The following is a 20788-nucleotide window of genomic DNA, read 5'->3' on the forward strand; positions in this document are numbered from 1 at the left end:
ATGGAACTGGATAACCGGGTGACCGACCTGGAGAGCCGGCTGGCCTTCCAGGATGACACGCTGCAGACCCTGAGCGATGTGGTCTATGAGCAGGAGCGCGTGATCGAGCGTCTGCGCCTGCAGATGCAGGCGTTGCTCAAGCGTCTGGAGGATCTGCAAGGGCAGGTCGGCATCGCCGAAGATGACGCGCCACCGCCGCACTATTGATGCCGGAGTGAGTGATGCGCCCATGAAAAAGCCCGCCAATTGGCGGGCTTTTTCATGGTGCTGGCGATCAGCGGCGGTTGGGCAGGGCGGCGATCACGTCCTCGGCCTGCAGGCCCTTGTCGCGCTGGACCACCGAGAACTCCACGCGCTGTCCTTCGATCAGGATGCGGTGGCCTTCGCCGCGGATGGCGCGGAAGTGGACGAAGATGTCCTCGCCCGAGTCGCGGGAGATGAAGCCGAAACCCTTGGAGGTGTTGAACCACTTCACGGTGCCGGTTTCGCGGTCGACGCCGGCGAAGGTTTCGATGGCAGCGCTGGTGCTTGGTTTGTTGAGGCTGGCTATCCACTGCAGGACGACGGCGCCGGCCAGGCTCAGCAGCGGCAGCACGATGGCCGGTTGATCGCCGATAAAGGGCAGCGGGGCGAGCAGGATCAGAATCTGCAGAACAACGGCCAGTACCACCAGGGCGGTGGCCAGGCCTTGCAGGGCTGAAGGGTGTTTCAGCTGGCTGCTCGGGGCGAGCAGGAGGCTGGTCAGGCCGAGCAGGGCCAGATAGACAGCATCGCTTTGTTGCAGGTAGGGCAGGGCATCATTGCGCAGACTCGGGATAAGGGACAGCACGAGTGCAGCGACGCCCGTCACGAGATGGACGATCTTCAACATGGCTACGGATTCACCTTGAGCGGGTAACGAAAAAAGAAGTAGCCGTCCCTGGGTGCGACGCCGGAAAAGAAAATGAAAGCGTGCCGGACGGCCTATGCGCGAAGCGCACGGCAGTTATTTAACAGCAAACCACTTGCCTTCTCAAATCAACCGCTTAGCTCATTCGTAGGGGGGAGGCCTGCCGGAAGGCGGGCCTCCTATATAAAGGAAGGATTACTCGGCGAGCAGGCTGCGCAGCATCCAGGCGGTCTTCTCGTGGACTTGCATGCGCTGGGTGAGCAAGTCGGCAGTGGGCTCGTCCGCCACCTTGTCGGCCAGCGGGAAGATGCTGCGTGCGGTGCGAACCACGGCTTCTTGCCCCTGAACCAACAGCCTGATCATTTCCTGTGCATCCGGCACGCCTTCCTCTTCCTTGATGGAGGACAGGCGAGCGTAGGCGGCATAGGTGCCCGGCGCCGGGAAGCCCAGGGCGCGGATGCGCTCGGCAATGCTGTCCACGGCCAGCGCCAGTTCGGTGTACTGCCCTTCGAACATCAGGTGCAGGGTATTGAACATCGGCCCGGTGACGTTCCAGTGGAAGTTATGGGTCTTCAGGTACAGGGTGTAGGTGTCGGCCAGCAGGCGGGACAGGCCGTCGGCGATGGCGGCGCGATCTTCTTTGGCGATTCCGATATCGATGTCCATGGCGATCTCCTCATCGTGCATGAATGATTTAAAACGCTGGATTCGAGGCTACCACCGGGGCAGGTGTGAAGCTCTTGGTCTATATCAAGGCAATCGATTGAGTTTTTCTATTGAAGGGCTGTGCGCCCGGCAGGCTTTTCCGCCACTGGAGCCCGGCTGCAACCTGCGGATTTTTCAGGCTATAATCGGCCTCTTTGCCGCGGGACGCGGACCCGTGGCGTTACACAGCCAAGGTGTTCCATGCCGATTTACGAGTACCAGTGCCAGTCCTGCGCGCATCAGCTGGAATCGCTGCAGAAGATCAGCGATGCGCCGTTGGTCGATTGTCCGGCCTGCAAGGCTCCCGAATTGAAGAAGATGTTGTCGGCTCCGGGCTTCCGCCTGGGCGGCAGCGGTTGGTACGAGACCGACTTCAAGACCGGAGCGAAGAAGAACCTGGCCTCCGGCGATGCCCCAGCGGCCTGTCCGGCCACCGGTTGCGGTGCCGGCGCCTGCTCCGCCAGCGAATGAGCGGTTCCCTAGAATTCAAGACTTTCGAGAAGCGAAACACACCATGATGCGCAGCCACTATTGCGGCCAGTTGAACGAGAGCCTGGACGGCCAGGTAGTCACTCTTTGCGGTTGGGTACACCGTCGCCGCGACCACGGCGGGGTGATCTTCCTCGACGTGCGTGATCGTGAGGGTCTGGCCCAGGTGGTGTTCGACCCGGATCGCGTCGAGACCTTCGCCAAGGCCGACCGCGTGCGCAGTGAGTACGTGGTGAAGATCACCGGCAAGGTGCGCCTGCGCCCCGAAGGTGCGCGCAACTCGAACATGGCTTCGGGCGCCATCGAAGTGCTGGGTCACGAACTGGAAGTGCTGAACCAGGCGGAAACCCCGCCGTTCCCGCTGGACGAATACTCCGACGTGGGCGAGGAAACCCGCCTGCGCTACCGCTTCATCGACCTGCGTCGCCCGGAAATGGCTGCCAAGCTGAAGCTGCGCGCGCGCATCACCAGCAGCATCCGCCGCTACCTGGACGACAACGGTTTCCTCGACGTGGAAACCCCGATCCTCGGTCGCCCGACGCCGGAAGGCGCGCGTGACTACCTGGTGCCGAGCCGCACCTACCCGGGCCACTTCTTCGCCCTGCCGCAGTCGCCCCAGCTGTTCAAGCAACTGCTGATGGTGGCCGGCTTCGACCGTTACTACCAGATCGCCAAGTGCTTCCGCGATGAAGACCTGCGTGCCGACCGCCAGCCGGAATTCACCCAGATCGACATCGAGACCAGCTTCCTCGAAGAAAGCGACATCATCGAGATCACCGAGAAGATGGTGCGCCAGCTGTTCAAGGAAGTACTGAACGTCGAGTTCGACGAATTCCCGCACATGCCCTTCGAAGAGGCCATGCGCCGCTACGGTTCGGACAAGCCTGACCTGCGTATCCCGCTGGAACTGGTCGACGTCGCCGATCAGCTGAAGGACGTCGAGTTCAAGGTCTTCTCCGGTCCGGCCAATGATCCGAAGGGCCGCGTTGCCGCCCTGCGTGTTCCGGGCGGTGCGAGCATGCCGCGCAAGCAGATCGACGACTACACCAAGTTCGTCGGCATCTACGGCGCCAAGGGCCTGGCCTACATCAAGGTCAACGAACGCGCCAAGGGCGTGGAAGGTCTGCAGTCGCCGATCGTGAAGAACATCGCCGAGCCGAACCTGAACGAGATCCTCGATCGCGTCGGTGCAGTCGATGGCGACATCGTGTTCTTCGGCGCCGACAAGGCCAAGATCGTCTGCGACGCCCTGGGCGCGCTGCGTATCAAGGTCGGCCATGACCTCAACCTGCTCACCAAGGAGTGGGCGCCGATGTGGGTCGTGGACTTCCCGATGTTCGAAGAGAACGACGACGGCAGCCTGACTTCGCTGCACCACCCGTTCACCGCACCCAAGTGCACCCCGGAAGAGCTGGAGGCCAACCCGGCCGGCAAGCTGTCCCGTGCCTACGACATGGTGCTCAACGGCACCGAGCTGGGCGGCGGTTCCATCCGTATCCACGACAAGGCCATGCAGCAGGCGGTGTTCCGCGTGCTGGGCATCGACGATGCGGAGCAGGAAGAGAAGTTCGGCTTCCTGCTGGATGCCCTGAAGTACGGCGCACCGCCGCACGGTGGCCTGGCCTTCGGCCTGGACCGTCTGGTGATGCTGATGACCGGCGCGGCCTCGATCCGCGAAGTCATCGCCTTCCCGAAAACCCAGAGCGCCGGCGACGTCATGACCCAGGCGCCGGGCACTGTGGATGCCAAGGCTCTGCGCGAGCTGAATATCCGCCTGCGCGAGCAGCAGAAGGCCGCCGAGTAAGTCGATTCGGATTGCAGCGGCGCCCGCAAACCGGGCGCCGCGTGCGAAGCAAACAAGTGATACGGAGTGAGTTATGGCTGGTCATTCCAAATGGGCCAACATCAAGCACCGCAAGGAACGTCAGGACGCCAAGAAGGGCAAGATCTTCACCAAGCTCATTCGTGAGCTGACCGTTGCTGCCAAGCAGGGTGGCGGGATTCCGGCGGACAACCCGCGCCTGCGCCTGGCCGTGGACAAGGCGCTGACCGCCAACATGACTCGCGACACCATCGACCGCGCCATCCAGCGCGGCGTGGGCTCCAGCGAAGCCGACAACATGGCCGAGCTGACCTACGAAGGCTACGCGCCCAGCGGCGTGGCGATCATCGTCGAGGCCATGACCGACAACCGCAACCGCACCGCGGCCGAAGTGCGCCATGCCTTCAGCAAGTGCGGCGGCAACCTCGGGACCGATGGTTCGGTGGCCTACATGTTCGAGCGCAAGGGGCAGATCAGCTATGCGCCGGGCGTGAACGAAGAGGCCCTGATGGATGCCGCGCTGGAAGCCGGCGCCGACGATGTAGTGGTCAATGACGATGGCTCCATCGACGTCTTCACCACCTTCGCCGACTTCATCTCGGTCAACGAAGCACTGACCGAAGCGGGCTTCAAGGGCGAGGACGCGGAGATCACCATGATCCCGTCGACTGTGGCGACCCTGGACCTGGACACCGCGCAGAAGGTCCTCAAGCTGATCGACATGCTGGAAGACCTGGATGACGTACAGAACGTCTACTCCAATGCGGACATCCCGGACGAGGTGATGGCCCAGCTGGGCTGATCCTACCACCGGCGATGTGCTGAAGCCGGAAGCGGGAGTGGTCGTCAGCGGCGCCTCCCGCTTCCGGTTTTTGTTATCTGAAATGCGCGTTGCAGACTAGGTGTGATCGAACGGACATGACCCTGATTCTCGGTATCGACCCAGGCTCACGGATTACCGGCTTCGGCGTGGTGCGCGACACCGGCCGTGGTTGTGAATACGTGGCTTCGGGCTGCATCCGCACCGGCAATGGCGAGCTGTTCGAACGCCTGCAGATCGTCTTTCGTGGTGTGCGTGAGGTCATCCAGACCTACCAGCCGACCATGATGGGCATCGAGCAGGTGTTCATGGCGCGCAACGCCGACTCGGCGCTGAAGCTGGGGCAGGCGCGTGGCGCGGCCATAGTCGCGGCGGCGGAAGAGGGGCTGCAGATCGCCGAGTACACCGCCAGCCAGGTCAAGCAGGCGATTGCCGGCACCGGCGGCGCGGACAAGCAGCAGGTGCAGATGATGGTCATGCATCTGCTCAAGCTGACGCAGAAGCCGCAGATCGATGCCTCCGATGCCCTGGCCATCGCCCTGTGCCACGCGCATACCCGGCAGAGCCTGGTGCCACATGGCCTGATGGGCGCCCGCCGTCGCGGCGGTCGCCTGCGCCTGTGATATCCAGACAAACTTTCTTCAAGGACTTTGACTCGTGATTGGACGCTTGCGTGGCACCCTGGCGGAAAAGCAGCCGCCGCACCTCATCGTCGATGTGAATGGCGTGGGCTACGAGCTGGAAGTGCCGATGACCACCCTGTATCGCCTGCCGAGCCTGGGCGAGCCGGTGACCCTGCACACCCATTTGGTGGTGCGCGAGGATGCCCACCTGCTCTATGGCTTTGCCGAGAAGCGTGAGCGTGAGCTGTTTCGCGAGCTGATCCGCCTCAATGGCGTGGGGCCGAAGCTGGCGCTGGCGTTGATGTCCGGGCTGGAAGTCGATGAGTTGGTGCGTTGCGTGCAGGCCCAGGATACTTCCACCCTGGTGAAGATTCCCGGTGTCGGCAAGAAAACCGCCGAGCGCCTGCTGGTAGAGCTCAAGGATCGCTTCAAGGCGTGGGAGAATATTCCTTCCATCGCACCATTGGTGGTGGAACCCCTGCGGGTAGCCGCAGTCTCAAGCGCCGAGTCCGATGCGGTCAGCGCGCTGATCGCCCTGGGCTTCAAACCCCAGGAGGCGAGCCGCGCCGTGGCCGCCGTGCAGGAGGAAGGCTTGTCCAGCGAAGAACTCATCCGCCGTTCCCTCAAGGGCATGGTCTAGGTAGACACTGATGATCGAAGCCGATCGCCTGATTTCCTCCGTTTCCAATCGCGACCGCGAAGAGCAGTTCGACCGCGCCATCCGCCCGCTCAAGCTGGCGGACTACGTCGGTCAGCCGGTGGTGCGCGAGCAGATGGAGTTGTTCATCCAGGCGGCCCGTGGGCGTCAGGAAGCGCTGGATCACACGCTGATCTTCGGCCCGCCCGGATTGGGCAAGACCACCCTGGCGAACATCATCGCCCAGGAGATGGGCGTTTCGATCAAGAGCACCTCCGGCCCGGTGCTGGAGCGCCCCGGCGACCTGGCGGCAATCCTGACCAACCTCGAGCCCAACGACGTGCTGTTCGTGGATGAGATCCATCGCCTGTCGCCCATCGTCGAGGAAGTGTTGTACCCGGCCATGGAAGACTTCCAGCTGGATATCATGATTGGCGAAGGCCCGGCTGCACGCTCGATCAAGCTCGACTTGCCACCCTTCACCCTGGTTGGCGCGACGACTCGTGCCGGCATGCTGACCAATCCGCTGCGTGACCGCTTCGGTATCGTCCAGCGTCTCGAGTTCTATGGTGTGGACGATCTTTCCAGTATCGTCGCGCGCTCGGCGAGCATCCTCGGGCTGGAAATCGAGCCTGCGGGCGCCTACGAAATCGCCCGGCGTGCACGTGGCACGCCGCGGATCGCCAACCGGCTGTTGCGCCGTGTGCGGGATTTCGCCGAGGTGCGCGGCACCGGACATATCAGCAGTGACATCGCCGACAAGGCGCTGAACCTGCTGGACGTGGACGAAAGGGGCTTCGATCACCAGGATCGCCGCCTGCTGCTGACCATGATCGACAAGTTCGATGGCGGCCCGGTGGGGATCGACAACCTGGCGGCGGCCATCAGCGAAGAAAGACACACGATTGAAGATGTGCTGGAGCCCTATCTGATCCAGCAAGGCTATATCATGCGCACACCGCGCGGCCGTGTCGTGACCCGGCACGCGTACCTGCATTTCGGCCTGAACGTGCCGAAGCGGATGGGGGAGGGGGCGACGCCGGATCTGTTCGCCCCTGAAGATGGTAATTAATTGCATTTGTAGACGATTGCCGATTGGCAAAGTCTCTACTTGGTTCTAGAGTATGCGCGCGCAACACGGGGGTCAGCCGTTCCAGCAGCGGTATCGGGTCTATTACGAGGACACCGATGCCGGCGGCATCGTCTACTACGTCAATTACCTCAAGTTCATGGAGCGGGCTCGTACCGAGCGGCTGCGTGATCTGGGCTTCGCCCAGTCACAGCTGGCGGGGGAGAACCTGCTTTTCGTCGTTCATTCGGCCGAGGCGCGTTATCACGCACCGGCCCGCCTGGACGATGAGCTGCTCGTCAGCGCCGAAGTCGAGGAATTGAACCGCGCGAGCCTGAAGTTTCGTCAACAGGTTCGGCGGGCGTCGGATTCGACCTTGCTCTGCGAGGGGCGATTCCTGGTGGCGTGCGTGCGGGCGGACAACCTGAAACCCCGCGCTATCCCAGATGTGTTGCGTGCGGCATTTGCCGGCAGTCCGGACACCCTTTCAGCAGGAGATTAACGTGGAACCGAACGTCGTCGACCATACTTCCATGTGGAGCTTGATCAGTAACGCCAGCGTCGTGGTACAGCTGGTGATGCTGACCCTGGTGGCCGCATCGGTCACTTCCTGGATCATGATTTTCCAGCGCAGCAACATGATGCGCTCGGCGAAGAAGGCCCTGGAAACTTTCGAAGAGCGCTTCTGGTCGGGTATCGACCTGTCCAAGCTCTATCGTCAGGCGGGCAGCAACCCCGATCCGGATTCGGGGGTCGAGCAGATCTTCCGTGCCGGCTTCAAGGAATTCTCGCGTCTGCGCCAGCAGGCCGGCGTCGATCCGGATGCAGTGATGGAAGGCGTTTCCCGCGCCATGCGCGTTGCCATTTCCCGTGAGGAAGAGAAGCTGGAAACCAGCCTGCCGTTCCTCGCCACCGTCGGTTCCACCAGCCCGTACATCGGTCTGTTCGGCACCGTGTGGGGCATCATGAACTCCTTCCGTGGCCTGGCCACCGTGCAGCAGGCCACCCTCGCCACCGTGGCGCCGGGTATCGCCGAAGCGCTGATCGCCACTGCAATCGGCCTGTTCGCGGCCATCCCCGCGGTCATCGCCTACAACCGTTTCGCCGCTCGCTCGGAAATGCTCATCGGCCGCTACTACACCTTCGCCGACGAGTTCCAGGCCATCCTGCACCGCAAAGTGCACACCAGCGACGATTGAAGACGACCAAGAGGTAAGCCGTCATGGCAAGAGTTCGTCACAAGCGCAAGCCGGTCGCGGAAATGAACGTGGTGCCCTACATCGACGTGATGTTGGTACTGCTGGTCATTTTCATGGTGACCGCGCCCATGCTCAACCAGGGGGTCAAGGTCGACCTGCCCAAGGTTTCCAGCGAAGCGCTGCCGCAGGATAACGATTCCCGCGTGCTCACCATCTCCATCAAGGCCGACAAGACCTACTACTGGAACATGGGCTCGGAAGTGGACCCGGATCAGGGCAAGGGCAGCCAGACTGCCGTGGACCTCGATCAACTGGTCAACGCTGCCACTGGGATCATGGCCGAGAACAGCCGCCAGGGTAAGAAAGTCCAGGTCTTCGTCCGTGGGGACAAGGCAGTCGACTATGGCTCGGTCATGGCCGTCATGGGCGGTCTGCAGAAAGCCGGAGTCGGCAACGTCGGTCTGATTACCGAGGCACCAGGTAGTTGATGCACCAGCTCGAGCGCTCTCAATCGGAAGGCTACTTCTGGCCAACGGTCCTGGCCGTGGCCCTGCATGTGTTGATTTTCGCCATGCTGTTCGTCAGCTGGGCCAGTACGCCTGAACTGCCGCCTTCGCGGCCGATCGTCCAGGCTACCCTGTACCAGCTGAAGTCCAAGAGCCAGGCAACCCAGCAGACCAACCAGAAGATAGCCGGCGAGGCGAAGAAGACTTCGGCCAAGCAATACGAGCAGGAGCAGCTCGAGCAGAAGAAGGCTGAGCAGCAGGCATTGGCTGCTGCGAAAGCCGAGGAACAAAAGAAGGCTGATGCGGCTCAAAAGGCTGCAGATGCCGCTGAGAAAGCGGCTGAAGCGAAGAAGGCAGATGACGCCAAGAAGGCCGCCGATGCCGCCGCAGCCGCCAAGAAGGCGGCCGAGGCCAAGGCTGCCGAGCAGAAACAGCAGGCTGACATAGCCAAGAAGAAAGCCGAGGAAGAGGCCAAGAAAGAGGCCGCTGACGAGGCGAAGAAGAAAGCTGCCGAGGAGGCCAAGAAGAAGGCCGCCGAGGACGCGAAGAAAAAAGCCGCCGCGGATGAAGCCAAGAAGAAGGCTGCCGCGGTCGAGGCTGCGAAGAAGAAGGCTGCCGCGGCAGCCGCTGCCGCAGCGCGCAAGGCGACGGAAGACAAGAAGGCCCAGGCCCTGGCCGATCTGCTGTCCAACGACACGCAACGGCAGCAGGCCCTGGCTGACGAGCAAGGTGACGAGGTGGCGGGTAACTTTGACGATCTGATCGTCAGCCTGGTAAGCCAGCAGTGGAGCCGTCCTCCTTCAGCTCGTAACGGAATGAGCGTAGAAGTGCTGATTCAGATGCTGCCGAGCGGCGCCATCACCAATGTGAGTGTGACCCGCTCCAGCGGTGACAAGCCGTTCGACGATTCGGCGGTGGCTGCGGTCCGAAATGTGGGCCGTATTCCCGAACTGCAAAAACTGGATCGCGCCACGTTCGATAGCCTGTATCGTCAGCGCCGAATGGTCTTCAAACCGGAGGATTTAGATCTGTGAGTACCCTGATTCGCTTCGCGCTCTTCGCCCTGGCCCTGGTGGCCGGCGCAGCGCAGGCCGCCGACCCGCTGGTGATCTCCAGTGGTCGTGACTCGGCCGTCCCGATTGCCGTGGTTCCGTTCGGCTGGCAGGGCGGTAACGTCCTGCCGGAAGACATGTCGAACATCATCGGCAATGACCTGCGCAACTCCGGTTACTTCGAACCGATTCCGCGCCAGAACATGATCAGCCAGCCGGCCCAGGCCAGTGAGGTGATCTACCGCGACTGGCAGGCCCTCGGAGCGCAGTACGTGCTGGTCGGCAGCATCGTGCCCAATGGTGGCCGCCTGCAGATCCAGTACGCCCTGCTCAACGTGGCGACCCAGGAGCAAGTCCTGACCGGGAGCGTGGGTGGCACCACCGACCAGCTTCGCGACATGTCGCACTACATCGCCGACCAGTCGTTCGAGAAGCTCACTGGCATCAAGGGGGCGTTCTCCACCAAGCTGCTCTACGTGACCGCGGAGCGCTTCTCGGTAGACAACACCCGCTACACCCTGCAGCGCTCCGACTATGACGGTGCCCGCCCGGTGACCCTGCTGCAGTCGCGCGAGCCGATCCTCTCGCCGCGCTTCTCGCCTGATGGCCGTCGCATTGCCTATGTGTCCTTCGAGCAGAAGCGTCCGCGCATCTTCATGCAGTACGTCGACACTGGCCGCCGCGAGCAGATCTCCAACTTCGAAGGCCTCAATGGCGCCCCGGCCTTCTCGCCGGATGGCAACCGCCTGGCTTTCGTGCTGTCGCGCGATGGCAACCCGGAGATCTACGTGATGGACCTGGGCAGCCGCCAACTGCGTCGCCTGACCAACAACTCGGCGATCGACACCGAACCCTTCTGGGGTGCGGATGGCTCGACCCTGTACTTCACCTCGGATCGTGGCGGCAAGCCGCAGATCTACAAGATGAATGTGAACTCGGGCGCTACCGACCGCGTTACCTTCATCGGCAACTACAACGCGAATCCGAAACTGTCGGCGGATGAGAAGACCCTGGTCATGGTTCACCGCCAGGACGGTTTCACCAACTTCCAGATCGCAGCGCAGGACCTTCAGCGCGGTAATCTCCGGGTACTTTCCAATACCAACCTGGATGACTCGCCCACTGTTGCGCCAAATGGCACGATGCTAATATACGCCACCCGCCAGCAGGACCGGGGCGTGTTGATGCTCGTGAGCATCAACGGACGTGTTCGGTTACCGCTACCCACCGCTCAAGGCGACGTGCGAGAGCCTTCCTGGTCCCCTTACCTGAACTGACGGTTGCCAACTGTTTCAAACTTATACACTGGGGTTCATTAGGAGTTACATGATGGAAATGCTGAAATTCGGCAAATTTGCCGTTATCGCCCTCGCCATGGCTGTTGCCGTAGGCTGCTCGTCCAAGAAAGGCGATGCTACTGGTGAAGGCGCCAATGGCGGCGTTGATCCGAACGCTGGCTACGGCGCCAACAGCGGTGCCGTTGACGGCTCCCTGAGCGACGAAGCCGCTCTGCGCGCTATCACCACCTTCTACTTCGAGTACGACAGCTCCGACCTGAAGCCGGAAGCCATGCGTGCCCTGGACGTACACGCCAAGGACCTGAAAGGTTCCGGCCAGCGCGTAGTCCTGGAAGGTCACACTGACGAGCGCGGCACCCGCGAGTACAACATGGCTCTGGGCGAGCGTCGTGCCAAGGCCGTTCAGCGCTACCTGGTGCTGCAGGGCGTGTCCCCGGCTCAGCTGGAACTGGTTTCCTACGGCAAAGAGCGTCCGGTTGCCACTGGCCATGACGAGCAGTCCTGGGCCCAGAACCGTCGCGTTGAGCTGAAGAAGTAAGACGTGATGCCGATGCGCCTGCGTTTTCTGACCTTGATCGCATGCGGACTGCCGCTCATGGCGGCAGCCGCTGTTCCGGTACAGGACGGTAATGGTGGCTATGCCAGCACACCGCCCTCAGGTTATGGCACCGCAGGCGCGGATGGCGCCTACGCCGGAGGCGGGGTCGTTACCCCCGTCTCCGGTCAGGCTCAGCTGTTCATGCAGCTGCAGCAGATGCAGGACGAGCTGTCCCGTCTGCGCGGCATGCTCGAAGAGCAGCAGAACCAGATCCAGCAAATGAAGCAGGAAAACCAGGAACGCTTCCAGGACATCGACAGCCGCCTTTCCAGCGGTGCAGGTGCAGGAGCGGCCGGTGCTGCTGTTCAACCCAATTCCCCCGCTGCCGGCGCCAGTGCCGGAGCTGCCGCAGGAGCAGGCGTTGCCGCCGCCCAGCAACAGCAGCCCGCCGCCAGCAACGAGCCGGGTGACCCGGCAAAAGAGAAGCTGTACTACGACGCGTCCTTCGACCTAGTCAAGGCCAAGGACTTCGACAAGGCCAGCCAGGCCTTCGGTGCCTTCCTGCGCAAGTACCCGAACAGCCAGTACGCAGGCAATGCACAGTATTGGCTGGGTGAAGTGAACCTCGCCAAGGGTGACCTGCAGGGCGCCGGGCAGGCTTTCGCCCGCGTCAGCCAGGCTTATCCGAGCAGTACCAAGGTTCCGGACTCGCTGTACAAGCTCGCTGATGTCGAGCGCCGCCTTGGTAATACCGACAAGGCCCGTGGCATCCTGCAACAGGTCGTGGCCCAGTATCCGGGCTCTTCCGCTGCCCAGCTGTCCCAGCGTGACCTGAAGAATCTGAAGTAAGCTTCCTGTCCCGCAGTCTGAAACCCGCGCTCGTCGCGGGTTTTTTCGTTAGAATTGCCGCCCCCGGAAACCGCCAGTGGTTTCAGCTCGGCTGATGTCTGCAGCGTTCCGGGCTTGCCGGGCACCCGAGTGTGCCCACGACTTCAACGCAACGGAGGCGGATGGCCTGTATAGCCGTCACGCCCGTGGCTGATATGCAACAGACCCTGCGCATTACCGAGATTTTCTACTCGTTGCAGGGGGAGACGCGCACCGCCGGCTTGCCGACCGTGTTCGTACGCCTGACCGGCTGTCCCCTGCGCTGCAATTACTGCGATACCGCCTATGCATTCAGTGGTGGCGAGATTCATAGCCTCGACGCCATCCTCGACCAGGTAGCCCGCTATCGCCCGCGTCATGTCTGCGTAACCGGTGGCGAGCCGCTGGCTCAGCCCAACTGCATTCCGCTGCTCGAGCGACTGTGCGATGCCGGCTATGACGTGTCGCTGGAAACCAGTGGCGCGCTCGACATCTCTACCAGCGACCGCCGCGTCAGTCGGGTGCTTGATCTGAAGACTCCGGGCTCCGGGGAAGTGGCGCGCAATCGTTACGAGAACATCGGCGAGCTGACGGCCAACGATCAGGTGAAGTTCGTCATCTGCTCCCGCGAGGACTATGACTGGGCGGTCTCCAAGCTGATCGAGTATCGCCTCGAGCAGCGCGCCGGCGAAGTGCTGTTCTCGCCCAGTCACCGCCAGGTGGATGCGCGTGCGCTGGCCGACTGGATCGTCAGCGACAACCTGCCGGTGCGTCTGCAGCTGCAATTGCACAAGATTCTCTGGAACGATGAGCCGGGCCACTGAGCGCGGAGGAGACCCTGTTTATGTCCGATAAGACAGTCGTGAATGACAAGAAAGCCGTGATCCTGCTCTCTGGTGGCCTGGATTCTGCCACCGTGGTCGCCCTGGCCAAGGCCGAAGGCTATGCCTGCTACACCATGAGCTTCGACTATGGCCAGCGCCATCGCGCCGAGCTGCAGGCAGCTGCGCGCGTCGCTCGCCAGCAGGGCGTGATCGAGCACAAGGTGATCGGCCTGAACCTGAACGGTATCGGCGGCTCGGCCCTGACCGACAGCAGCATCGCTGTACCCGAGGGGCCCAGCGAGGGTATCCCGGTCACCTATGTGCCCGCGCGTAACACCGTGTTCCTGTCACTTGCCTTGGGTTGGGCGGAAGTGCTGGGCGCACGGGACATCTTCATTGGTGTGAACGCTGTGGATTACTCTGGCTACCCGGACTGTCGCCCGGAGTTCGTCGAGGCCTTCGAGCGTATGGCCAACCTGGCGACCAAGGCTGGTGTTGAGGGCGACGGCTTCCGTATCCAGGCGCCACTGCAGTTCCTTTCCAAGGCGCAGATCATCGAAGCGGGTATCGCGCAGGGGGTGGACTATAGCCTGACCGTTTCCTGCTATCAGGCCGATGATGACGGGCGTGCCTGCGGTAAATGTGACAGCTGTCGACTGCGTTCCGAGGGCTTTTCTGCCGCCGGAATTTCCGACCCGACGCGATATTTCTGAAAAAAGTTTTCGCGGGGTGTTGTTTTTGCGTTAGAAATCAGTATTATACGCACCACGTCGGGTCGTTAGCTCAGTCGGTAGAGCAGTTGGCTTTTAACCAATTGGTCGTAGGTTCGAATCCTACACGACCCACCATCAAATCCTGTGAAAGCCCCGTGATCGAAAGATCACGGGGCTTTTGCCATGTGCCGGAAAAAGTCTGCGTACTGCCCTCTTCGGCGCATCGCGTCCTCCGGCGGTGGTGATAAAATCGCCGGCATAATCAGACCGTGCCTGTTGAGGTTTTCACACGATGTCCCAGATTTCCGAACGCCTGCTGGTCCAGGCCCATCTGGCGGCGAAACAGCCGCGGGTGCTGAGCGCGCAGGAAGAGGCCGACTACCGGGCGGCCATCGCCGCTGAGTTGAAGGCGCAGAATGCAGTACTGGTCGCGCATTACTACTGCGATCCGGTGATTCAGGCGCTTGCCGAAGAGACTGGCGGCTGTGTTTCCGATTCGTTGGAAATGGCCCGCTTCGGCAACCAGCATCCGGCGCAGACCGTAGTGGTTGCCGGTGTTCGTTTCATGGGCGAGACCGCGAAGATCCTCAATCCGGAAAAACGCGTGCTGATGCCGACCCTGGAGGCGACCTGCTCGCTGGACCTGGGTTGCCCGGTGGATGAGTTCTCTGCCTTCTGTGATCAGCATCCGGAGCGCACCGTGGTCGTCTATGCGAACACGTCGGCGGCGGTGAAGGCGCGGGCAGACTGGGTGGTGACTTCCAGCTGCGCCGTGGAAATCGTCGAGCACCTGATGGACAACGGTGAGCCCATCCTCTGGGCACCGGACCAGCATCTGGGCCGTTATATCCAGCGCGAGACCGGCGCGGACATGTTGCTCTGGGACGGTGCCTGCATCGTTCACGAGGAGTTCAGGGCCAAGCAGCTGGAAGATCTCAAGGCGGTCTATCCGGACGCCGCGATCCTGGTTCACCCGGAGTCGCCGGAAGCGGTGGTGGAGCTGGCCGACGCCGTGGGCTCCACCAGCCAGTTGATCAAGGCAGCACAGACGCTGCCGAACAAGCGCTTTATCGTCGCCACCGATCGCGGCATCTTCTACAAGATGCAGCAGCTGTGCCCGGACAAGGAGTTCATCGAGGCGCCCACCGCCGGTAATGGTGCGGCTTGCCGCAGCTGTGCGCACTGCCCGTGGATGGCCATGAACACCCTGGAGCGTACCCTGGCGTGCCTGAAGGAAGGCTCGGGCGAAATCTTCGTCGATCCGGCGCTGATTCCCAAGGCGATCAAGCCGCTCAAGCGCATGCTCGACTTTACCCAGGCGGCGAAGCTGAAGCTGGCGGGCAATGCCTGACGCACTCGGCACCATGAAAAAGCCCGGCCAATGCCGGGCTTTTTCTTCAAGGCTTTTGTAGGAGCGAGCTCGCTCGCGAACCCACCACGGGAATCAGTGGCATCAAGCTGTTCGCGAGCAAGCTCGCTCCTGCAGGAAAGGGCTGCGTGATTACTCAGCGGCCCATCATTTCCTTGAGAATGCGCTCCTGGTCGCGGAACTCCTGTTGGCGGGCATCCAGGCGTGCGGCCAGGGTGAAGTTGCCGCCGGCGCGACGTTTGGCGAAGTCCAGCTGCTCGATCGCCTGTTTGTAGTCGCCGGTGAGCGCGTAATACTCGGCCCGCGCCTGGTACACGCCGATGGCGTTGCCGCTCAGGGTGCAGGCGTCGGCCAGGCGGTTCCACACGTCCGGGTCCAGCGGGCGGCGCTGAGACAGTTTGAACAGCGTCTTCTCGGCGTCGGCGGCGCGATTGGTCTTCATCATCAGGTCGGCCTGGGCCTGGATCAGCGGGTAGCTTTCCGGGTACTGGCCGAGCATCTTCTGTACCCGCGCCTGGGCGTCGGGCAACTTGTTGGCGGTGATGTCCAGATCGGACATGGCCAGGTTGTAGCTGATGTCGTTGGGGGCCTTGGCCAGCAATTGCTGGAGGTTGCTGCGAGCGTCGTTGAGCTGGCCGATCTTGGTCTGCGACAGCGCCAGACCATAGCGCGCGGCGTCGTTCTTCGGGTCCTCATCGAGCTGTGCGCGGAACTGTTTGCTGGCCATGCCCGGAGTATCCTCGAACATCTGCTGGACGCGGGCGCGCATCAGTTCGTAGCGCAGCGAGTCCTCCTTGCCGCCCTTGGGATATTGCTCGGCGCGGTTGCGGGTGTCGGCGATACGCGATTCGGTCACCGGGTGAGTCAGCAGGAATTCTGGCGGCTTGCCCTCGTAGCGGTACTGCCGGGCGAGGCGCTCGAACATGTTGGGCATGGAGCGCGGGTCGTATCCGGCGCGGACCATGGTAGCGACGCCGACGCGGTCAGCCTCCTGCTCGTTCTGCCGGGAGAAGCGCAGCTGGTTCTGGATCGCCGCGGCCTGGGTGCCGGCGATGGCGGCGATACCGGCGTCACCGGCCCCCGCTGCGGCGGCAATGATGCCGGCCAGCATGGCGGCCATCACCGGTACCTGCATGCGCTGTTGCGCCTCGATGCCGCGGGCGAAGTGGCGTTGGCTCAGGTGGCCGAGTTCGTGCGCCAGTACTGCGATGTATTCGCCTTCGGTCTGGGCATAGATGAACAGGCCTCCGTTGACGCCGACCACGCCACCAGGGGCGGCGAAGGCGTTGATCTGCTTGTCGCGGATCAGGATGAACGCCAAGCGGTGGTCCTGCAGTTCGCTGGACTCCGCCAGGCGGTAGACGCTGGATTCGACGTAGTCCTTGAGTTGCGGATCGTTGAGCGTGTCGACCTGGTTGCGCAGCATGCTCAGCCAGGCACGGCCGAGCTGGAATTCCTGCTCCGGGGAGACGATGGACGAGCTGGCATCGCCCAGAGACGGCAAGTCGTCCGCCAGGGCCGGCGTGGCGAGGGCGACAGCGAGCGACAGCAGGGCAGGGCGGAGTACTTTCATGTACACGAGGCTCGTTCCGAGAAAGGCTCTACTTTAGCCGCACGCTAACGCCTATGCCTAGTTTGCAGGGCGGAAGTACGGCGCAATTCGAAATGGGTATTTTCGCTTCGTCTTCCTTTTAGGCCCTGATGCTGACGGCTTGATTAATGAACACTGTCCTGCCTGGGCCTGGTTACTTTTCCAAGGCTTTCGGTATTCTTGGGCGCCCTGACCGGAGTTCGTTTCGATGCCCGATTCCACGCCGTCCGTCCCCGCCTGTGACGCGGAGCTGGACGCCAGCGGTCTCAATTGTCCGTTGCCGCTGCTCAAGGCCAAGCTCGAGCTGAACAAGTTGCCCAGCGGGGCGGTGCTCAAGGTGATTGCCACCGACGCAGGCTCCCAGCGCGACTTCCGTGTTTTCGCCGATCTTGCCGGGCACTCATTGCTGCATGAAGAGGTCGAAGCCGGCGTCTATCGCTACTGGCTGCGCAAGAAGTAGCCCCCGATCGCGGGTAACCGCGACGTTACCCCTTTCGTTTCGCAGGTTCCGTTGATGCTCAAGGTTTTGCAGGACTGGATGCAGCGCTATTTCTCCGATGAGGAGGCGATAGTGCTGGCGGTCATTCTCGCGCTGGGGTTCACCGTCATCCTGGCCTTTGGCGGGATGCTCGCGCCGGTGCTGGCGGCGGTGGTCATTGCTTTCCTGATCCAGGGCATGGTGGGCGTGCTGGAGCGCCTGCGGGTGCCGCACCTGTTCGCGGTGTGGCTGGTGTATTCGCTGTTCCTCGGTTTGCTCGCGGTGTTCCTGCTGGTGTTGGTGCCGCTGCTGTGGAAGCAGCTGTTCACGCTGTTCAACGAGCTGCCCGGCATGCTTGGCGAGTGGCAGGCGACGCTGCTGATGCTGCCTGAGCGCTATCCGGACATGGTCACCGAAGAGCAGGTGCTGCGCACCGTCGAGGCGGCACGCAACGAACTGGGCCAGCTTGGCCAGTGGGCCCTGACGTTCTCCCTGTCGGGCCTGCCGGTAGTGGTCAACATCATGATCTACCTGGTGCTGGTGCCGATCCTGGTGTTCTTCTTCCTCAAGGATCGCCGCCGCTTCTACCACTGGTTCCGTCGTTACCTGCCGCGCGAGCGCGGATTGATGAAGCAGGTGTGGAACGAGATGAACCAGCAGATCGCCAACTACATCCGTGGCAAGGTCATCGAGATCTTCATCACCGGCGTGGCGACCTACATCGCCTTTGCCGTGCTGGGGTTGAACTACGCGGCGTTGCTCGCGCTGCTGGTCGGCCTGTCGGTGGTCGTGCCGTATATCGGTGCTGTGGTGGTCACCGTGCCGGTGGCGATGATTGCGCTGTTCCAGTGGGGCTGGAGTGATCAGTTCATCTACCTGATGGCGGCCCATGCAATCATCCAGGCGCTGGATGGCAACGTGCTGGTGCCACTGCTGTTCTCCGAGGCGGTGAATCTGCATCCGGTGGCAATCATCTGCGCGGTGCTGCTGTTTGGCGGGCTGTGGGGCTTCTGGGGGGTGTTCTTCGCCATTCCGCTGGCGACCCTGGTGAAGGCTGTCCTGGATGCCTGGCCACGCCAGCCGGCGGTAGAGCCGCAGGTCAGCCCGATGATGTAAAAGAAAAAGGCCGCTGATCAGCGGCCTTTTTCATCTGTGCAGCGCAACTGGCCCTGGTTCAGCAGCTCACTTGTTCAGCGCCTGGGCGGCGGCAAGTACGGCATCCACGTGGCCGGGCACTTTCACGCCGCGCCATTCCTGGCGCAGCACGCCCTTGGCGTCGATCAGGAAGGTACTGCGGTCCACGCCCATGTACTCCTTGCCGTAGAGCTTCTTCAGCTTGATCACGTCGAACAGCTGGCAGACGGCTTCGTCCTTGTCGCTGATCAGCTCGAAGGGGAAGCACTGCTTGGCCTTGAAGTTCTCGTGGGACTTGATGCCGTCGCGGGAGACGCCGAACACCAGGGTGTTGGCCTTGGCGAAGTCCTCGATCCTGTCGCGGAAGCCCTGGCCCTCGGTGGTGCAGCCAGGCGTGCTGTCCTTGGGATAGAAATACAGGACGACCTGCTTGCCCTTGAGTTCGGACAAGCGGAATTCGACGCCGCTGGTGGCCGGGGCCTGGAAATCGGCGATGGGCTTGTTCAGTTCGACTGCCATGCGGTTTTCTCCTTGAAATCTGCCTTACGGATGTTGCGGGCGCCAGGGCTCGATCAACGCGTCCAGGTTCAGTGCGTCGGCGAAGTCGAGGAACTGATCGCGCAGCCAGCTGATCTGGGTGCCGGCCGGCAGGGTCACGGTAAGGGTGGCATTGAGCATGCTGGTGTTGGTGTGCGGCGCCTGGTAGGTGTCGCAGGTGAGGTTCTCCAGCTCGATGTTGTGATCGATGAAGAACTGGCACAGCTCGTTGAGGATGTCCGGACGATAGACGGCGCTGACATAGGCCACGTAGGGCAGGGCCTGGGCGCGAGTGACGTGGACGTTGCTGCGGGTGACGCTGAGGGTGAAGCCATGGCGCTTGGCCAGGGGCGATAGGCCGCCTTCCAGGCGGGCCAGGGCATCCCAGCTGCCGGAGACCTGCAGGACCAGTGCGCTGAACTCGCCGTGACGGGTCAGGCGACTGCTGACCACCGAGCAACGGTTGTCGATGCAGGTGCGGCACAGCACGCTGGTCAACTCCATCGGGTTCGGACCCAGAGCACTGATCAGAAGAAATTGTTCACGGGGGTGGGAGGCGGACATTCAGCTTTCCTGGGAGTGGCGGCCAGGCGGGCCGCATCGACAAAGGAGAAAGGGTAGCGAAAAGCGCCGATGAGGGGAATGACTGACCGCTCGCACGTCGCTGCGCTCACCTTGTGCGGGGCCGGTGGCGACAGTACCATTACGGCTTTCTTTTTCCGGCAGGAGCGGTTGCATGATTGCGGGCAGTATGGTGGCGCTGGTCACCCCCTTCGATGCTCAGGGTCGACTGGATTGGGACAGCCTCGCTAAGCTGGTGGACTTCCACCTGCAGGAAGGCACCAACGCCATCGTAGCGGTCGGCACCACGGGTGAGTCGGCCACTCTGGACGTGAACGAACACCTGGAAGTGATCCGTCGCGTAGTCGACCAGGTCAACGGCCGCATCCCGGTCATCGCCGGTACCGGCGCCAACTCCACCCGCGAAGCCGTCGAGCTGACCGAGGCTGCCAAGTCCGGCGGCGCCGATGCCTGCCTGCTGGTGACGCCGTACTACAACAAGCCGACCCAGGAAGGCCTGTACCAGCACTTCCGCCATATCGCCGAAGCCGTGGCCATCCCGCAGATCCTCTACAACGTGCCGGGCCGCACTGCCTGCGACATGCTGCCCGAGACCGTCGAGCGCCTGTCCAAGGTGCCGAACATCATCGGTATTAAGGAAGCCACTGGCGACCTGCAGCGCGCCAGGGAAGTACTGGACCGCGTCGGCAAGGAATTCCTCGTCTACTCCGGTGACGACGCCACGGCTGTCGAGCTGATGCTGATGGGCGGCAAGGGCAACATCTCGGTGACCGCCAACGTCGCCCCGCGCGCCATGAGCGACCTGTGTGCCGCCGCCATGCGCGGCGATGCCGCCGCTGCCCGCGCCATTAACGATCGCCTGATGCCGCTGCACAAGTCGCTGTTCATCGAATCCAACCCCATCCCGGTCAAGTTTGCCCTGCACGAAATGGGGCTGATTCCAGAGGGCATCCGCCTGCCTCTGACCTGGCTCAGCCCGCGCTGCCACGAACCGCTGCGTCAGGCCATGCGCCAGACCGGCGTCCTGGCTTAAGGAGCTCCCTCGC

At 62.5% G+C, this 20788-nt stretch carries 25 protein-coding genes, 1 tRNA gene and 1 pseudogene; 21 read left to right on the top strand and 6 right to left on the bottom strand.

Features of this window, described 5'->3' with window-relative positions; all coding sequences use genetic code 11:
• Positions 1-207 (top strand): SlyX family protein, encoded by a 207-nt coding sequence (locus tag N5C91_RS03645; protein ID WP_236171610.1) that lies wholly within the window; start codon positions 1-3, stop codon positions 205-207.
• A 67-nt stretch (positions 208-274) separates the two neighbouring features.
• Here N5C91_RS03645 and N5C91_RS03650 read toward each other — a convergent pair whose 3' ends face one another.
• The 3 genes and pseudogenes from N5C91_RS03650 to N5C91_RS03660 form a co-directional block, all read right to left on the bottom strand.
• Entirely contained in the window at positions 275-514 is a 240-nt protein-coding gene (locus N5C91_RS03650) for a cold-shock protein (RefSeq protein ID WP_192430913.1), read from the bottom strand.
• Between the two features lie 45 nt (positions 515-559).
• Positions 560-871, bottom strand: a pseudogene (locus tag N5C91_RS03655) (cold shock domain-containing protein membrane protein); the annotation flags it as partial.
• Between the two features lie 213 nt (positions 872-1084).
• The gene (locus tag N5C91_RS03660; protein WP_236201518.1) at positions 1085-1555 is read right to left on the bottom strand and encodes a Dps family protein; all 471 of its coding nucleotides are present in this window, start codon (positions 1553-1555) and stop codon (positions 1085-1087) included.
• Positions 1556-1795: 240 nt separating this feature from the next.
• Here N5C91_RS03660 and N5C91_RS03665 point away from each other — a divergent pair, with 240 nt between their 5' ends.
• The 17 genes from N5C91_RS03665 to nadA all read left to right on the top strand — a co-directional run bounded on the left by N5C91_RS03665 (position 1796) and on the right by nadA (position 15402).
• Positions 1796-2065 carry an FmdB family zinc ribbon protein gene (locus N5C91_RS03665; protein ID WP_017522110.1) on the top strand — a complete coding sequence of 90 codons (270 nt, stop codon included), beginning with the start codon at positions 1796-1798 and terminating at the stop codon, positions 2063-2065.
• A 43-nt stretch (positions 2066-2108) separates the two neighbouring features.
• Positions 2109-3887 carry an aspartate--tRNA ligase gene (gene aspS / locus N5C91_RS03670; RefSeq protein ID WP_139092983.1) on the top strand — a complete coding sequence of 593 codons (1779 nt, stop codon included), beginning with the start codon at positions 2109-2111 and terminating at the stop codon, positions 3885-3887.
• A 73-nt stretch (positions 3888-3960) separates the two neighbouring features.
• Complete coding sequence (locus tag N5C91_RS03675) at positions 3961-4707, top strand: YebC/PmpR family DNA-binding transcriptional regulator (RefSeq protein WP_045210354.1); 747 nt, start codon at positions 3961-3963, stop codon at positions 4705-4707.
• A gap of 116 nt (positions 4708-4823) precedes the next feature.
• Positions 4824-5348 carry a crossover junction endodeoxyribonuclease RuvC gene (gene ruvC / locus N5C91_RS03680; RefSeq protein WP_236201519.1) on the top strand — a complete coding sequence of 175 codons (525 nt, stop codon included), beginning with the start codon at positions 4824-4826 and terminating at the stop codon, positions 5346-5348.
• Between the two features lie 34 nt (positions 5349-5382).
• Positions 5383-5988 (top strand): Holliday junction branch migration protein RuvA, encoded by a 606-nt coding sequence (ruvA, locus tag N5C91_RS03685; protein WP_236171604.1) that lies wholly within the window; start codon positions 5383-5385, stop codon positions 5986-5988.
• Positions 5989-5998: 10 nt separating this feature from the next.
• Complete coding sequence (gene ruvB, locus N5C91_RS03690) at positions 5999-7057, top strand: Holliday junction branch migration DNA helicase RuvB (protein ID WP_279828027.1); 1059 nt, start codon at positions 5999-6001, stop codon at positions 7055-7057.
• 52 nt (positions 7058-7109) lie between these two features.
• A complete protein-coding gene (ybgC, locus tag N5C91_RS03695; RefSeq protein WP_192430549.1) occupies positions 7110-7556 on the top strand; it encodes a tol-pal system-associated acyl-CoA thioesterase in 447 nt (148 codons plus the stop codon).
• A 1-nt stretch (position 7557) separates the two neighbouring features.
• On the top strand, positions 7558-8253 hold the full coding sequence (gene tolQ / locus N5C91_RS03700) for a protein TolQ (RefSeq protein ID WP_045210353.1): 696 nt from the start codon (positions 7558-7560) through the stop codon (positions 8251-8253).
• A gap of 23 nt (positions 8254-8276) precedes the next feature.
• Positions 8277-8741: a protein TolR gene (tolR, locus tag N5C91_RS03705; RefSeq protein WP_024763368.1), complete on the top strand. Its 465-nt coding sequence runs from the start codon at positions 8277-8279 to the stop codon at positions 8739-8741.
• Positions 8738-9793 carry a cell envelope integrity protein TolA gene (gene tolA, locus N5C91_RS03710; protein WP_236171600.1) on the top strand — a complete coding sequence of 352 codons (1056 nt, stop codon included), beginning with the start codon at positions 8738-8740 and terminating at the stop codon, positions 9791-9793. Before tolR ends, tolA begins: the two co-directional genes overlap by 4 nt.
• Positions 9790-11088 (top strand): Tol-Pal system beta propeller repeat protein TolB, encoded by a 1299-nt coding sequence (gene tolB / locus N5C91_RS03715; RefSeq protein ID WP_236171599.1) that lies wholly within the window; start codon positions 9790-9792, stop codon positions 11086-11088. Before tolA ends, tolB begins: the two co-directional genes overlap by 4 nt.
• Before the next feature lie 52 nt (positions 11089-11140).
• Complete coding sequence (gene pal, locus N5C91_RS03720) at positions 11141-11647, top strand: peptidoglycan-associated lipoprotein Pal (RefSeq protein ID WP_017522099.1); 507 nt, start codon at positions 11141-11143, stop codon at positions 11645-11647.
• A 6-nt stretch (positions 11648-11653) separates the two neighbouring features.
• Positions 11654-12496: a tol-pal system protein YbgF gene (gene ybgF / locus N5C91_RS03725; RefSeq protein ID WP_236171597.1), complete on the top strand. Its 843-nt coding sequence runs from the start codon at positions 11654-11656 to the stop codon at positions 12494-12496.
• 194 nt (positions 12497-12690) lie between these two features.
• Positions 12691-13338, top strand: coding sequence for a 7-carboxy-7-deazaguanine synthase QueE (gene queE / locus N5C91_RS03730; RefSeq protein ID WP_236171595.1), 648 nt, complete (start codon positions 12691-12693; stop codon positions 13336-13338).
• Positions 13339-13376: 38 nt separating this feature from the next.
• Positions 13377-14051, top strand: a complete 675-nt coding sequence (queC, locus tag N5C91_RS03735; protein ID WP_279828226.1) for a 7-cyano-7-deazaguanine synthase QueC — start codon at positions 13377-13379, stop codon at positions 14049-14051.
• Between the two features lie 59 nt (positions 14052-14110).
• Positions 14111-14186: transfer RNA gene (locus N5C91_RS03740), tRNA-Lys, on the top strand.
• A 157-nt stretch (positions 14187-14343) separates the two neighbouring features.
• The gene (gene nadA / locus N5C91_RS03745) at positions 14344-15402 is read left to right on the top strand and encodes a quinolinate synthase NadA (protein WP_279828028.1); all 1059 of its coding nucleotides are present in this window, start codon (positions 14344-14346) and stop codon (positions 15400-15402) included.
• 154 nt (positions 15403-15556) lie between these two features.
• Here the strand turns inward: nadA and N5C91_RS03750 are convergent, their stop codons facing one another.
• Positions 15557-16993, bottom strand: a complete 1437-nt coding sequence (locus N5C91_RS03750) for a M48 family metalloprotease (RefSeq protein ID WP_236171583.1) — start codon at positions 16991-16993, stop codon at positions 15557-15559.
• Between the two features lie 226 nt (positions 16994-17219).
• On the opposite strand from N5C91_RS03750, the gene N5C91_RS03755 reads away from it, so the two are divergent.
• Together N5C91_RS03755 and N5C91_RS03760 are read left to right on the top strand one after the other, a co-directional pair.
• Positions 17220-17471 carry a sulfurtransferase TusA family protein gene (locus N5C91_RS03755; RefSeq protein WP_279828029.1) on the top strand — a complete coding sequence of 84 codons (252 nt, stop codon included), beginning with the start codon at positions 17220-17222 and terminating at the stop codon, positions 17469-17471.
• Positions 17472-17525: 54 nt separating this feature from the next.
• Complete coding sequence (locus N5C91_RS03760; RefSeq protein ID WP_279828030.1) at positions 17526-18605, top strand: AI-2E family transporter; 1080 nt, start codon at positions 17526-17528, stop codon at positions 18603-18605.
• 66 nt (positions 18606-18671) lie between these two features.
• Here N5C91_RS03760 and N5C91_RS03765 read toward each other — a convergent pair whose 3' ends face one another.
• Positions 18672-19142, bottom strand: coding sequence for a peroxiredoxin (locus N5C91_RS03765; protein WP_279828031.1), 471 nt, complete (start codon positions 19140-19142; stop codon positions 18672-18674).
• A gap of 24 nt (positions 19143-19166) precedes the next feature.
• A complete protein-coding gene (locus N5C91_RS03770) occupies positions 19167-19724 on the bottom strand; it encodes a glycine cleavage system protein R (RefSeq protein ID WP_236171576.1) in 558 nt (185 codons plus the stop codon).
• Positions 19725-19896: 172 nt separating this feature from the next.
• Here N5C91_RS03770 and dapA point away from each other — a divergent pair, with 172 nt between their 5' ends.
• On the top strand, positions 19897-20775 hold the full coding sequence (gene dapA, locus N5C91_RS03775) for a 4-hydroxy-tetrahydrodipicolinate synthase (RefSeq protein ID WP_236171574.1): 879 nt from the start codon (positions 19897-19899) through the stop codon (positions 20773-20775).
• The last annotated feature ends 13 nt before the right edge of the window (positions 20776-20788 follow it).

It is taken from the genome of Pseudomonas sp. GD03903, assembly GCF_029840045.1.
Taxonomy (GTDB): domain Bacteria; phylum Pseudomonadota; class Gammaproteobacteria; order Pseudomonadales; family Pseudomonadaceae; genus Pseudomonas; species Pseudomonas pseudonitroreducens.